This window comes from Paenibacillus darwinianus (assembly GCF_000598065.1).
GTDB lineage: Bacteria > Bacillota > Bacilli > Paenibacillales > Paenibacillaceae > Paenibacillus_I > Paenibacillus_I darwinianus.
In genome coordinates, this window is record NZ_KK082115.1 from 63,204 (window position 1) to 76,400 (window position 13,197).

14 protein-coding genes are annotated in these 13,197 nt (G+C 55.9%); 13 read left to right on the plus strand and 1 reads right to left on the minus strand.

The window, feature by feature from the left end:
• The first annotated feature begins 12 nt into the window (after positions 1 to 12).
• From BG52_RS00275 to BG52_RS16665, 4 genes are all read left to right on the plus strand, one after another.
• Positions 13 to 273, plus strand: a complete 261-nt coding sequence (locus tag BG52_RS00275) for a heavy-metal-associated domain-containing protein (RefSeq protein WP_036586019.1) — start codon at positions 13 to 15, stop codon at positions 271 to 273.
• 16 nt (positions 274 to 289) lie between these two features.
• A complete protein-coding gene (locus BG52_RS15770; RefSeq protein ID WP_190287422.1) occupies positions 290 to 448 on the plus strand; it encodes a hypothetical protein in 159 nt (52 codons plus the stop codon).
• 564 nt (positions 449 to 1,012) lie between these two features.
• Entirely contained in the window at positions 1,013 to 1,225 is a 213-nt protein-coding gene (locus BG52_RS16660; RefSeq protein ID WP_051587699.1) for a Sir2 family NAD-dependent protein deacetylase, read from the plus strand.
• Positions 1,222 to 1,374 (plus strand): hypothetical protein, encoded by a 153-nt coding sequence (locus BG52_RS16665; protein WP_317628068.1) that lies wholly within the window; start codon positions 1,222 to 1,224, stop codon positions 1,372 to 1,374. Before BG52_RS16660 ends, BG52_RS16665 begins: the two co-directional genes overlap by 4 nt.
• 57 nt (positions 1,375 to 1,431) lie before the next feature.
• Here the strand turns inward: BG52_RS16665 and BG52_RS00290 are convergent, their stop codons facing one another.
• Entirely contained in the window at positions 1,432 to 2,313 is an 882-nt protein-coding gene (locus BG52_RS00290) for a DMT family transporter (protein WP_036586015.1), read from the minus strand.
• Positions 2,314 to 3,127: 814 nt separating this feature from the next.
• Between BG52_RS00290 and BG52_RS00295 the strand changes: the two genes are divergently transcribed.
• The 9 genes from BG52_RS00295 to BG52_RS00335 all read left to right on the plus strand — a co-directional run bounded on the left by BG52_RS00295 (position 3,128) and on the right by BG52_RS00335 (position 13,180).
• Positions 3,128 to 4,090, plus strand: coding sequence for a 1-phosphofructokinase family hexose kinase (locus tag BG52_RS00295; RefSeq protein ID WP_036586013.1), 963 nt, complete (start codon positions 3,128 to 3,130; stop codon positions 4,088 to 4,090).
• 286 nt (positions 4,091 to 4,376) lie between these two features.
• Positions 4,377 to 5,333 carry a sugar kinase gene (locus BG52_RS00300; protein ID WP_036666533.1) on the plus strand — a complete coding sequence of 319 codons (957 nt, stop codon included), beginning with the start codon at positions 4,377 to 4,379 and terminating at the stop codon, positions 5,331 to 5,333.
• Positions 5,334 to 5,336: 3 nt separating this feature from the next.
• Positions 5,337 to 6,191, plus strand: coding sequence for a class II fructose-bisphosphate aldolase (locus BG52_RS00305; protein ID WP_036585562.1), 855 nt, complete (start codon positions 5,337 to 5,339; stop codon positions 6,189 to 6,191).
• 34 nt (positions 6,192 to 6,225) lie between these two features.
• Positions 6,226 to 7,722, plus strand: a complete 1,497-nt coding sequence (xylB, locus tag BG52_RS00310) for a xylulokinase (protein ID WP_036585565.1) — start codon at positions 6,226 to 6,228, stop codon at positions 7,720 to 7,722.
• 5 nt (positions 7,723 to 7,727) lie between these two features.
• Positions 7,728 to 8,771, plus strand: coding sequence for a galactitol-1-phosphate 5-dehydrogenase (locus BG52_RS00315; protein ID WP_036585761.1), 1,044 nt, complete (start codon positions 7,728 to 7,730; stop codon positions 8,769 to 8,771).
• Positions 8,772 to 8,876: 105 nt separating this feature from the next.
• A complete protein-coding gene (locus BG52_RS00320) occupies positions 8,877 to 9,665 on the plus strand; it encodes a DeoR/GlpR family DNA-binding transcription regulator (RefSeq protein ID WP_190287423.1) in 789 nt (262 codons plus the stop codon).
• A 267-nt stretch (positions 9,666 to 9,932) separates the two neighbouring features.
• The gene (locus BG52_RS00325; protein WP_223298879.1) at positions 9,933 to 11,369 is read left to right on the plus strand and encodes an ABC transporter substrate-binding protein; all 1,437 of its coding nucleotides are present in this window, start codon (positions 9,933 to 9,935) and stop codon (positions 11,367 to 11,369) included.
• 63 nt (positions 11,370 to 11,432) lie between these two features.
• The gene (locus BG52_RS00330; protein WP_144340683.1) at positions 11,433 to 12,368 is read left to right on the plus strand and encodes a carbohydrate ABC transporter permease; all 936 of its coding nucleotides are present in this window, start codon (positions 11,433 to 11,435) and stop codon (positions 12,366 to 12,368) included.
• Positions 12,365 to 13,180: a carbohydrate ABC transporter permease gene (locus tag BG52_RS00335; RefSeq protein ID WP_036585569.1), complete on the plus strand. Its 816-nt coding sequence runs from the start codon at positions 12,365 to 12,367 to the stop codon at positions 13,178 to 13,180. Before BG52_RS00330 ends, BG52_RS00335 begins: the two co-directional genes overlap by 4 nt.
• Positions 13,181 to 13,197 lie beyond the last annotated feature (17 nt).

Genomic DNA, 13,197 nt, shown 5'->3' on the forward strand with positions numbered 1-13,197 from the left:
AGGTGTTTTTGCATGGCTAACGGAACCATCATCATTCCCGGCATGGGCGACCAGACCGACGCCGACAAAATCAGCCGGGCGCTCCACGACACGTGGGGCATCCGCTCGGCGGAGGTGGCACTGGACCGGAAGGAAGCGGTTGTGGCGTACGACGAGCTGGCGGCGTCGATGCGCGATTTTCAGCAGGCGGTGCTCGATTTGGGGTTTGAAATCAAGACCGGGGACGGCGAGTCGATCGAGAGCTTTCATGACTGGCACCTGGAAGACAAGTGAGGAGGAGCGATCAGCAATGGCCAGCATTTGCGAAGTATGCGGCGCCGTCGACGCCCCCGCGGAGGACGCGGCGGCTGTCGGCGGGCATAACGGCGTCGACCGTCTGCATGTTTGCCCTGAATGCGTGAAAGAGCGGCAGGGGATGGAAGCGGTCGAAGCGGAGGAACTGTCCTGATGAGGGCAGTTTTTTTGTGCAAAAAAATCTATGCGTAGGAATACCATGAAATTCGTACAGACCAGTAGAATCGCCGCGTACAAAGAAAAAAGCTAAGTGTCACCACCTCGCTCTTTCCAAATAAAATTGTTAAGCAGCAGAAAAATAAGCTTATGCAAGACACTAATCCCGCGCGGGCTTGGCGAAACAGGTAATTGGTATTATTATGGTATAAAAAGGACTGGTGCATGATGCGGTCGAAAAGGAGAATTTAATGCCTTGATATCATTTCTGATTTTGATTCCCGCGGCACTGCTTGTGAGCATGATCGTTTGCTGGATCCTTTTTAAGCGTTTTAAACAAAGCCAAGGACTGCTTTTTGTGCTCTTGGGGATACAATTTACAATCCTCGGCCTTTCTGTGCTCGTGCTGTGGAAGCTGACGGCGCAAGATTCTGTATGGCTTATGAATTTCGCCATCTTTTTAAGTGTTTTAGGAACCGTCTTATCTATTGCAGCAGCTTTCAAACAAAATTAGTTCCGAATCATTTAAATACAATGACCGTATAAGAGGAGACTATAGCCGATGGATTTCGGAGCCTTGCGAAAAATCGTCGGAGAGGTGCTGCAGTTTGCGGATATAGGCGGAGGCGTGCCGAAATGCGGCAAATGCGGCGGTATCGTGAAGCCGGATGTCGTGCTGTATGAAGAGGCGCTTGACGGGAACACGCTGGAGGCGGCGGTCGCCTATATCGGCGAGGCGGATGTGCTCATTGTCGGCGGAACGTCGCTGACGTGAACCCTGCGGCGGGGCTCGTCAGGCTCTACAATGGAAACAAGCTGATTCTGATTAACCGGACGCCGACTCCTTATGACGGACGGGCCGACTATTTGATTCAGGACAGCATCGGGAAGGTGCTGCAGGCTTTTGCTGCGGAGGCGGATTGAAGAAAAGCTGTCTGTTCTGCTCCCCAACCGGGGGAAGGAACGACAGCTTTTTGCCTATCATTCCTCCAGCGGCGCTTTTACACCGGTGCGGACCGGCAGGTTCAGAAGCAGAATGCCTGCGAGAAAAACCGCTGTTCCCACCATAATATAGAGGGTGACCGGGTCATTGAAAAATAGCCGTCCCCAGAGGATCATGAACAGCGGAGCGGCGTTGCCGACCAGGACGGCGACCAGAAACGACACTTTCGCCAGCGCGATGGAAAAAAAGTAAAAGCTGACGCCCGTAATGAAGCCGAGGACGACGAGCGCAAGCAGGGCGTCGGCTTCGACGGTGCCGGACCATTCGAACGTCCACGGCAGCGGCATCAGCGTGATGAGCGAGGCCCAGAAAAACACCGAGAAGTTCATATTGCCGGCGTCCATCGAACGGAGCAGCACCTTCTGGCTCAGGAAGTGGAATCCCGCCCCGATCCCGGCCCCGGCAAACAGCAAAGTCGTGAACCCGCTGTTCTCGAACATGAGCTGCAAAGGTAGGCCGTTCCAGCTTACGATCAGGACGCCGCCGATGCAGAGCGCCGCCGCGACCCAGTTGGCCGGGGTCACTTTTTCCTTGAAGTAGAACACCGTCATGAACAGCAGAAACACGGTCTGAATCGGGGTGACCAGCATATTGCCGTACGAGTAGCCGTAGTGCAGCCCGATATTCTCGAAAATGTAATTCGCGGTTTTTCCCGCCGCTCCGAACCAAATCCACGTCAGGTTTCCCCTCAATTGAATTTTGCGGTCTTTAATCAGCAGCAGGAGAGCTATAAATACGACGCCGAAAAAGAAGCGGAAAAACGTGACGGTCGTCGCATCGACCATCGTCAGCGAGATTTTAACGAAGGTGCCTACCAGGCTCCACATCAGCATCGATAATACCAGCAGCAATACGCCCAAGCGAACACAACCCGTCTATGGATGATAGATAGATTCGATGATACAGGAAAAAGCTTCCTCTGGCTACGGAGAACGGTGAGGCTGTTGTTGAATTTTGAACGCGGTGAGGCGCTGCATGAGGGTATTCCGACCGCGGATTCCCTAAAAACGGCCCAGCGGCGTGCTGGCCGTTTCCTGAGATTTTCAATCCAAGCTAGGTACGAGGCGTTTTGCGTGTTATGGCGGCGAAAGAGGGTTGGCGAGAGGCAATAAGCAGCGTTTTGCGTGTTATGGCGGCGAAAGAGGGTTGGTGAGAGGCAATAAGCAGCGTTTTGCGTGTTATGGCGGCGAAAGGGGGTTGGTGAGAGGCAATAAGCAGCGTTTTGCGTGTTATGGCGACGAAAGGGGGTTGGTGAGAGGCAATAAGCAGCGTTTTCTAACTTTGACGGTCAGGTTGCGGCTATCATACCGTGCAAGGTGCAAAGCATGTACTTGAAATGGGGTGGAGGGAGCCATTTCAGCCATTTGTGTTATTCGAGGTGCATGTTTTGCTCTTCAGGCTGCCGAATGCATGCGAAACTCGGAAATAAGGTGTATGTTCTGCACTTCGCAGGCCGATCGGAGAACAGTCCGCTGAGTCGCCATTCGTTCATTAAACGAAATTAATCAAAATTATTTAAAGTTAAACGAAACTATTGACAGTCGATTTAAGCTGCCATATGATAATAACGAAATAAAACGTAACTTACGGAACGGAAAACAGCATTCTTAGAGTTTCAACAACCATCAATCTGTAAAATCGAAATCCATCCAACCACAGTGCGGAGGGAGAGCTTTGATCACAACCTTCACGTTAAATGCCGCAATTGACAAGGTCCATTATATCGATGATTTTCGGGTAGATAAGGTGAACCGGGTGAGCGGAATCGCGGCCGAGCCCGGAGGCAAAGGCAATAATGTCGCCAAGGTCGCCCGTTTGCTGGGCTCCGACGTGACGGCGTCGGGTTTTCTCGGCGGTGACAGCGGGCGCTTCGTGCATCAGCAATTGACCGTCAAGGGAGTGGGGAGCAAGCCGGTATGGGTGGCCGGCCAAACGCGGGAAGCGCTGAACATCATCGACCGGGTCGGGGGCACGCAAACCGAGATTCTGGAGCCGGGACCTGAGATCGAAGCAGTTGAATGGGATGGGATGAAAGCGTTAACGCAAACGCTGGCTGCAATGAGCAGGATCGTTTGCTTTTCCGGCAGCCTGCCGCGAGGGGTACCCATTCAAGCCTATGCCGACCTGATTCGAATCGCCAAGACGGCGGGTGCGCTGACCATCCTGGATTCCAGCGGGGAAAGCTTGGCCCAAGGGCTCGAAAGCGGTCCCTTTATATGCAAGCCGAACCGGGAGGAGCTTGCGCAGTTGACGGGAGGGGGAGTGGATACGCCGGCCGGCGCCATCGGAGCGGCGCGACAGATCATCGCCGATAAGGGCGTGTCCATGATAGTCGTCTCGCTGGACAAGGACGGATCGGTCGTCGTCACGGCCGATTCGGCCTGGGCGGTCCGCCCGCCGAAGATTGCCGCGGTGAACACGGTCGGCTGCGGCGACGCCTTGGTGGCGGGCATTGCCTGTTATCTGGACGAGCTCGGCCGGCAGCCGGATGCAGCGGAGCTGCTTCGGTCCGTCGTGCTGGGAACCGCGGCCGCCGCCTCGAATGCGATGTATCCGATCGCCGGGCATGTCAATCCCGCCGACGTGCATGAATGGGCCAGGGAAGTGACGGTTACCCCTTTGGCAAGAAGCAAATAACCAAATAACACAAATAACCAAGTAATCTAAACAGGGGGCAAAAAAAGTGAGCAAAGACAAATCCGTTTCCCTCATCCTCCGCAACCCGGGGGTATCGACATTCTGCCGGCTCGTTCACTTATCCGGATACGCAGGTCCGGGCGATTCGGCTGATCGAATCGGGAGCGTTCGAGCTCGATTCGATGATCCAGGAGATGACTTTGCAAGAGGTAGAGGCTTTGCTGGAAGGAAAACGCGACGATGACGTCATTAAGGGCGTCGTCAGGCTGCCTTGAGGGGTGATCGGATGCATCGGGTATTCACGATCGGTGAGCTGCTGGTCGAAATCATGCGGACGGACAAAAACAGCCCGCTGTCGGAGCCGGCCTTGTTTGCCGGTCCTTATCCGAGCGGGGCGCCGGCGATTTTCATCGACGCGGCGGCGCGGTGGGGGTTGAAGGCCGGCATCGTCGGCGCCGTAGGGCAGGATGCTTTCGGCCGCTGTCTCATCGATAGGCTCGAGAAGGACGGGGTGGATTGCGCGCACGTGCATCGCAGCGGCTCGAGAACGACCGGCATGGCGTTCGTCACTTATTACGATGACGGCTCGCGCGAGTTTCTTTTTCATATGAAGGATTCCGCCGCCGTCGATATTCCGCGCCCCGCCGGTGCCGGCTATCTGGCCGGCACGAACGTGCTGCATATCAGCGGCACCAGCCTGACGATCAACGACGCGATTCGCGAGATTTGCTACGAAGCGGTCCGCTATGTGAAAAGCCGCGGCGGCATCGTCACGTTCGATCCGAATTTGCGGCCCGAGCTTGCGGAAGACCGGACCTGGATGGCGTGGTATAAGCCCGTGCTGGAGCAGACGGACATTCTGCTGCCGAGCGGGGAAGAACTGGCATGGCTGACCGGCTGTACGAGCGCCGATGAAGCGGCGGCTGAACTGTATAAGAGCGGAATCGGCACAGTCGTCAGGAAGATGGGCGAACAGGGATGCATGGTGTATCTCGACGGCGCGTCATCCGCCGCCGCTCCCGGCTACACGGTCGACTGCGTCGATCCGACGGGGGCGGGAGATTGCTTCTGCGCCGGTGTCGTATACGGTTATTTGCAGGGCTGGTCATGGGAGGAGACGCTGCGCTTCGCCAATGCGGCAGCCGCGCTATCGACCACAAAGCAGGGCCCGATGGAGGGCATTCGCGATTTGCCGGCGATCCTGGCTTTCATGGATCAATCAAATTTGGAAAGGCAGGCATAGACCATGTCATTGGTATCATCCACTCCTTTATTGGTAGAAGCGCGGAAGCAGGGTTACGGGATCGTTGCTTTCAACGTGCATACGCTCGAAATGCTGCAGGCAGTCGTCGATGCGGCGGCGGAGAGCCGTTCCCCGCTTATTTTGCAGACGACGGTCGGAACCGTCAAGCACCTGGGAATCGACTATATCGTCGGCGCGGCGCAGGCGGCGGCCAAGCAGGCCAGTGTGCCGATCGCACTGCATCTCGATCATTGCCAGGATTTCGATCTGATTTTACAATGTATGCGTGCAGGCTACACATCGGTTATGATCGACCAGTCGATGCATCCGTTCGAGCGCAATGTGGAGATGACCCGCAAGGTCGTCGAGGTCGCACGGGCGCTGAACGTCAACGTGGAGGCGGAGCTCGGCAAGGTCGGCGGCGTGGAAGACGACATCCGCGTGGAAGACGGAATGGAGACGCTGGCCGATCCGGAGGAATGCCGCCGCTTCGTCGAATTGACCGGCGTTCCGACGCTGGCCCCGGCGATCGGCACCGCGCACGGCATTTATAAAGGGGAGCCGAACATTGATTTCGCGCGAATCGAGGAGATTGCGGGCAAAGTCGCCGTGCCGCTCGTGCTGCACGGCGGCTCGGGCATTCCGGAGGGGCAGGTCAGGCGGTGCGTGTCGCTCGGCATGGCCAAGATGAATGTCGCGACGGAGCTGAAGAACGCCTTCTCACTGTCCTTGCAGGAGTCGTTCACGGCAAACCCGGCCGAGCTGGACCCGCGGTCGTACATGGCGGCGGCGAAGAAAGTGGTCAAACGGATGGCACTCGAAAAAATGCAGTTGTGCGGCTGTACGGGCAAAGCTTAAGCGGTCCGGTACAGGGGAGAGGTGGCGCTGTGTCATGACGAATCAATATTTGGCCGGAATCGATATCGGAACGTCCGGCTGCAAGGTCGCGTTGTTCACGCCTGACGGCGAAATCCTGTTCCAGGGTACGACCCCATACCAAACGCACTATCCTCAGCCTGGCTACGCCGAACAGAATCCGGAGGATTGGTGGCGGGCCGTATGTAACGGGCTGCGGCATATGCTGCACCGCACCGGCGTCGACCCTAAGCAAATCAAGGGAGTCGGCGTCGACGGGATGAGCGGGGCAGCCGTGCCGATGGACGGACAAGGCAGGGCGCTGCGCAATGCGATGATTTGGCTCGATCGGCGGACGGTGAGGCAATGCGAATCGATTACCGAGCGGATCGGCGCGGAGCAGCTGTTTGCCGTGTCGGGAAACCCGATGTCTCCCTCCTACGTGACGGGGAAAATGCTGTGGATCAAGGAAAATGAGCCTGACCTGTATACCCGTACGGCAAAAGTGCTGCAATGCAACAGCTACATCGTCTATCGATTAACCGGCGAATATTCGCAGGACGTCTCGCAGGGAAACGGTTTTCATGCGTTTGACATCGAAACTGCCGCATGGGATGAGGCGCTGTCCGAGCGGATCGGCGTCGCCCCAGAGTTGCTTCCGCCCGTCTATCGGTGCAGCGATATCGTCGGCGGGATCACGATGGCGGTTGCGACGGAGACCGGACTGACAGCCGGAACGACGGTCGTTGCGGGCGGACTCGACGCCGCGTGCGCCACGCTCGGCGCGGGGGCGATCCATGTCGGCGAGGTGCAGGAGCAGGGCGGTCAGGCCGGGGGCATGAGCATCGTGATGGACCGTCCGGTCAAAAATGAGAAGCTCATTTTGAGCTGCCATGTCGTGCCGGACAGATGGATTCTGCAGGGCGGCACAGTCGGCGGCGGGAGCCTGAATTGGCTGAAAAGAGAGTTCGCGGGAGAAGCGGGGGACGACTTCTTCGCATTGGCCAACGAGGCGGCCTCCCGGGTCAAGCCGGGCAGCGAGGGGTTGCTTTTTCTGCCGTACATGGCAGGCGAGCGCTCGCCGATCTGGGACCCGAATGCCAAGGGCGTGTTCCTCGGCTTAAGCTTTGAAAAGACGAAGGGGCACATGATCCGCGCGATCATGGAAGGCTGCGCGATGGCGCTGCGGCACAATCTGGCGACCGCCGAGGACAGCGGGGTTCCCGTACACACGCTGCACAGCGTCGGCGGGGCCGCCAATAGCGCGCTCTGGACGCAGATCAAAGCCGATGTGACCGGAAAAGCGTTCAAAATCCCTTCCTCCGATTCCGCTGCGGCGCTCGGGGCGGCCATTCTGGCCGGTATCGGCACCGGCATTTACCGGGACGCCGAAGACGCGGTTGCTAGAACGGTCCGCATCCAGCGCGAGCAGGCGCCGCTTCCCGGTCACACACGGATTTACAATCAGGCCTTTGACATTTATCTGGAAGCCTACAATCGGCTGAAGGATCTATTTCCCAGGATGGGGTGGTGAGCGGCATGAAAGCGGCCGTATTGTACGCACGGAACGATATCCGGGTTGAAGAGAAGGCGGTTCCGGCCTTGGAGCCGCATGAAATACTGGTCAAGGTCAAGGCGACGGGTATTTGCGGCTCCGACCTTCCCAGGGTGCTTGGGGACGCCGCCCATCACTACCCGATCGTATTGGGGCATGAGTTTGCGGGGGTGGTGGAGCGGATCGGCTTCGGCGTTTCCAAGGTGAAGGTGGGCGACCGCGTGGCGGGAGTGCCGCTCAAGCCTTGCTTTAAATGCCAGGACTGCCTGAGCGGAAATTACGCGCAGTGCAAGTACTACTCGTTCATCGGCTCCCGGGTAGACGGCAGCTGGGCGGAATATGTGGCGATTCCCGAAATCAACGCGATCCGCTTCGACGATTCGATTCGCTTTGAAGAAGCCGCGTTCGTCGAGCCGTCAGCCGTGGCGCTCCATGCGCTGCAGCACATTCGGTTTGAAGGCGGAGAGAATGTGGCAGTGCTCGGCGGCGGCAACATCGGACTGCTGGCCCTGCAATGGGCCAAACTATTGGGAGCCCGCGAGGTGACCGTGTTCGATATCGACGACGATCGGCTGGCATCCGCGAGCAGGCTGGGCGCCGACCATACGATCAACGCGAAGCATCCGGATGTAGAGGAGCAGGTGAAACGCATGACGGACGGCAAAGGGTTTCCGGTCGTGCTGGAAACCGCCGGCTCGGATGTCACAATGCGTCAAAGCTTCGAGCTGGCCGCGAGCAAGGCGAAGATATGCTTCATCGGAACGCCGGCCGGAGACATCACCTTCTCGCATAAACAATTCGAGCTGATGAACCGCAAGGAGTTCACCTTAACCGGCTCGTGGATGTCCTACAGCGCACCTTTTCCCGGCCGTGAGTGGGAATTGACGCTGCATTTTCTGAAGCAGGGGAAATTAAATTTCAAAGAGCTGATTTTCCGGACGTTCCCGCTGGACGAGATTAACGAGGCATTTGATTTATACCGCACGCCAGGCGCCGTCAAAGGCAAGCTCATGCTGCTTCCCGGCTGATTGCTTCCCGATGTCAAATTCCCTATACTGGGAACATCCAAATGAAACGAAACGATTCGGAGCCGAGCGCAACGTCAGCCCGGATCGTCGAAAGGAATGCCCCGAATGAATGAGCAGCAGAATCAGCGGAAAATGCGCAGCCTGGAGAGGCATCAATATATTATCGACTATCTCAAAACCCATAAAAGCGTCGACGTCTCGTTCCTCAGCACCGAACTGTCGGTTTCGGAAGTGACGGTAAGGAAGGATCTGGAGAAGCTCGAGCGGGACAAATGGCTTGTCAGAAGCCACGGCGGGGCGGTGCTGAACGAGAATCTGTTCGTCGAGCCTTCTTTTATTGAGAAAGAGGACCGGCTGACCAGAGAGAAGTCGGCGATTGCCGCCGAAGCGGCAAAGCTCGTTCGTGACGGGATGGTTGTGGCGCTGTCCACGGGCACGACGGTCAGCCGATTAGCCGCCCTGCTCAAGGACCGAAGCTCGCTCACGGCCGTAACGAACGCCCTCAACGTCGCAACGGAACTGATGGGCTATGGCGGAATCGAGCTATTCCTGACAGGCGGGCAGATACGTCCCAATACGTTCGCGTTGATCGGCGAGACCGCCGAGAAATCGCTGGACGGGGTGTATACGGAATACGTCTTTTTCGGCGCGAACGGCTTCAGTGCGGACGAAGGCTTGACCACGCCCAGCATGGAGGAAGCGAGGGTGGTTCGCCGGCTGATCGACAACGCCAAGCATGTCGTCGCACTGGTCGACCACAGCAAATTCGGCAAGGCCGCCTTCTATCGGATCGTGTCTACCGAGCGGATCCAGACGCTCATTACGGACGGCAAGGCGCCGCAGGATGAGGTGGACAAGCTTCGTGAGCGCGGCATACAGGTGATAGTAGCTTGATTGCCAAGCCGCAATACCCCTTGATGGGCATCGGGCGACAAAGGCTGCCGGATGACATCAAGGGGTGTTTACTTTAGTTGGTAAAATATTTTTGGGTGCGCAAGTCCGCTTGCAGGCATGCACCGAAGGGGAAAATATATATAAAACGCTTACATTATATAAAAAAATCGTGTATCAAAGTCAAACACCGTTCATTTAAAGCGATTTCATCTTGTTTTATCATTCTAGGTGAGGGTAACGCCTTAAAAACTTGATGGGGGAATTGATATGGTCAAAAGATTCAAAGTTTTAAGCGCAGTACTGCTGATTATGGCTTTGGTCATTGCAGGCTGCGGTTCTTCAGGCAACAAAGATGCGGGCAACACTCAGCAATCGAGCAATGGGGGAAGCGGCGCTGCGGCAAATGAAAGCGCCAACAGTGGCGGCGACAAGAAGATGGAAGGCGTCTCGCTGACCGTTGCAACCGTCAACAATCCGGATATGAAGATCATGCAAAAGCTGACTCCGGAATTCGAGAAAGAAACGGGCATCCGCATCAATTACGTGGTACTTCCGGAGAACGATCTCCGAAAGCAAGTGACGATGGACGTCTCCTCCGGAGCCGGCAAATTCGACATCGTAACGATCGGAACGTACGACACGCCGATCTGGGCGAAAAACGGCTGGATCGAAAATCTCGACCAATTTTTGGGCAACATGACGGACGAGGAAAAGCAAGCCTATGATCTGGAAGATATTTTCCCGGTTATCCGCGACGCTCTGTCCTACGAGAATAAACTGTACGCCATTCCGTTCAACGCGGAGAGCAGTCTGTTGTTCTACAACAAGGAGAAGCTGGCGAAGGCCGGCGTTGAGATGCCGAAAAACCCGACTTGGGATCAGGTAGCGGAAGCAGCGAAAAAAGCGAAGGCCGCTAACAACGAGCCTGGCATCATCATTCGCGGACTTCCCGGCTGGGGCGAGATGCTGGCACCGCTCAACACGATCGTCAACGCGTTTGGCGGCCGCTGGTATGACGAGAACTGGAACGCGCAGCTGGATAGTCCGGAGACGGTTTCCGCGATCAAGTTCTACGTGGATCTGCTGGCAGCGGCAGGCCAACCGGGAGCGACGACGACAGGCTTTACCGAGGCGTTGACCCTGATGCAACAAGGCAAAGCGGCTATGTGGTACGATGCGACGACGGCGGCCGGTTTCCTTGAAGATCCGAACAGCTCCACCATTTCCGGCAAAGTCGGCTATGCGCTGGCGCCGAGCCAAGCGAAGGACAAAAACGGTTGGCTGTGGTCGTGGGCGCTGGGAATCGAAGCGGCGAGCAAGAACAAGGAAGCCGCGTTCAAATTCGTTACTTGGGCGACGAGCAAGGAGTACATCAAGCTGGTGGGCGAGTCTGAAGGATGGGTAGTGGCGCCTGCAGGCACCCGCAAATCGACTTACGAGAACGAGAACTACAAGAAAGCCGCTCCGTTCGCGGACATTACTTTGGAAGCGATGAGCAACGCGGATTTCAAGAAGCCAACTCTTAAGCCGGTACCGTATGTCGGCATCCAGTATGTTGCCATTCCGGAGTTCCAGCAATTGGGAACTGAAGTCAGCCAGGATATAGCCGCTGCGATCGCGGGCAACAAAACCGTAGAGCAAGCGATGAAGGACGCACAGGCGAAAGCCGAGCGAGTGGCTGTAGAGGGCGGTTATAAAAAATAAGGCATAGCGGGAGGGGAAGGGGGACTTCCCCTCCCGCACTACAAAACAAAAGTAGGGTTGATCATGATGCAAGAATTAACCGAAATCCAGAAGGTGAATATGGAGCCTGGCGTGATGGTGAACAAGTCGTTCGCGCCGCCGGTCAGACGGCTGCTGTGGCCAAGTATCATTTTTGTAGCTTTGATCACGCAAATTCCGTTCCTGATCACGATTTATTACAGCTTCCAAGACTGGAATCTGATGAGACCCGATAAGGGAATCACTTTTGCGGGAATCCGCAATTATTCGAAGATTTTGCTCGATGCGGCGTTTTACGAGGTTTTGTGGAACACGTTTGTATTGACGGGCGGGACGCTTGTCATCTGTCTGGTTATGGGACTTTTCTTTTCCTTTCTGATGAACCGGGATTTTTTCGGCAAGGGCATCGTCAGGACGATGCTGGTTTCCCCATTCTTTATTATGCCTGCCGTTGCCGGTATCGTGTGGAAAACAATGCTTCTAAATCCGAGCTTCGGATTTACGGCTTATTTTGCTTCCGTATTTCGATTTCCGCTGATCGATTGGTTGGCGAGTTATCCGCTGACGACCATCATGTTTATGATCGCCTGGCAGTGGATTCCGTTCTTCATGCTGATTTTGCTTGCGGGGCTGCAATCCGTACCGGACGACGTTATGGAAGCCGCTCATCTGGACGGGGCAAACGCCCTGCAGCGGTTTTACAACGTCATTTTCCCGCATCTTCTGAAATATGTTGAAGTTGCGGTTTTGCTGGGCCTGATCTTCATTATGCAGACCTTCGGCGAGATTTACGTGACGACAGCCGGAGGACCGGGCTTTGCATCCACCAACCTACCCTACTTCGTTTATCGGGTCGGTTTCCAGGGCTGGGATGTCGGCGGCGCGTCCGCTGTCGGTGTCATCATTGTCATCATCACCATTGCGTTAATGACAGTGCTGTTCAAATTTTTGCGGAAAACGTTTCAAGGAGAACTGTCATGAAAAAATTATCAGCTGTCTTGGTGACCTTGTTTACTTATGTGGTGGCCGTCCTTTATTTCTATCCCGTGTTCTGGATGCTGATCACCGGCTTCAAAAAAGAGGGCGATGCGGTGCAAATGCCGCCTTCCCTGTTCTTCAACCCGACGAAAGAGAACTATCAGCTCATTTGGGACAGCGGCGTCGTCTCGTTTTTCAGCAATTCCGCAGTCGTGACGCTGACCTCCACCCTGTTCGCCCTGCTGCTGGGGGTACCGGCCGCTTATGTTCTGGCGATGTTCAAGCTGAAAAAAGCGGAGGACATTCTGTTCTGGTTCATTTCTACCAAATTTCTGCCGGCGGCAGGCATTATTATCCCGATCTACATGCTGTTCAAAGAGCTGCAGCTGCTGGATAGCCTTTGGGCCCTGATCCTGCTCTACACAGCGATGAATGTGCCCCTTGTAGTATGGATGATGCGCTCTTTCTTCAAAGAAGTGCCGCACGAGCTGTTGGAAGCGTCAAGGGTGGACGGCGCATCCGATATCCGGACCTTTTTTCAAATTACGCTGCCGCTCGTCAGACCCGGCCTCATTTCCACCGCATTGCTGTCGCTCATCTTTGCCTGGAACGAATTTTTCCTGGCCGTGAGCTTGACCGCCACCAGCGCGGCGACGATGCCTGTCCATATGGCGTCCTTCATGACGCAGCAGGGGCTTTTCTGGGCTAAAATGTCTTCGGTCGCTTCGATTGCGGTCGTACCGGCTTTGCTCCTGGGATGGTTTACGCAAAAGCAGCTGGTGCGCGGAATGACGATGGGCGCTGTAAAAGGTTGATTTTATATTAAAAATAG

What these genes read in the sequence shown, in the direction of transcription:
- BG52_RS00275 (WP_036586019.1), top strand. Translation starts at nt 13, where the DNA reads ATGGCTAACGGAACCATCATCATTCCCGGCATGGGCGACCAGACCGAC.
- BG52_RS15770 (WP_190287422.1), top strand. Translation starts at nt 290, where the DNA reads ATGGCCAGCATTTGCGAAGTATGCGGCGCCGTCGACGCCCCCGCGGAG.
- BG52_RS16660 (WP_051587699.1), top strand. Translation starts at nt 1,013, where the DNA reads ATGGATTTCGGAGCCTTGCGAAAAATCGTCGGAGAGGTGCTGCAGTTT.
- BG52_RS00300 (WP_036666533.1), top strand. Translation starts at nt 4,377, where the DNA reads ATGCATCGGGTATTCACGATCGGTGAGCTGCTGGTCGAAATCATGCGG.
- BG52_RS00305 (WP_036585562.1), top strand. Translation starts at nt 5,337, where the DNA reads ATGTCATTGGTATCATCCACTCCTTTATTGGTAGAAGCGCGGAAGCAG.
- xylB (WP_036585565.1), top strand. Translation starts at nt 6,226, where the DNA reads ATGACGAATCAATATTTGGCCGGAATCGATATCGGAACGTCCGGCTGC.
- BG52_RS00315 (WP_036585761.1), top strand. Translation starts at nt 7,728, where the DNA reads ATGAAAGCGGCCGTATTGTACGCACGGAACGATATCCGGGTTGAAGAG.
- BG52_RS00320 (WP_190287423.1), top strand. Translation starts at nt 8,877, where the DNA reads ATGAATGAGCAGCAGAATCAGCGGAAAATGCGCAGCCTGGAGAGGCAT.
- BG52_RS00325 (WP_223298879.1), top strand. Translation starts at nt 9,933, where the DNA reads ATGGTCAAAAGATTCAAAGTTTTAAGCGCAGTACTGCTGATTATGGCT.
- BG52_RS00330 (WP_144340683.1), top strand. Translation starts at nt 11,433, where the DNA reads ATGATGCAAGAATTAACCGAAATCCAGAAGGTGAATATGGAGCCTGGC.
- BG52_RS00335 (WP_036585569.1), top strand. Translation starts at nt 12,365, where the DNA reads ATGAAAAAATTATCAGCTGTCTTGGTGACCTTGTTTACTTATGTGGTG.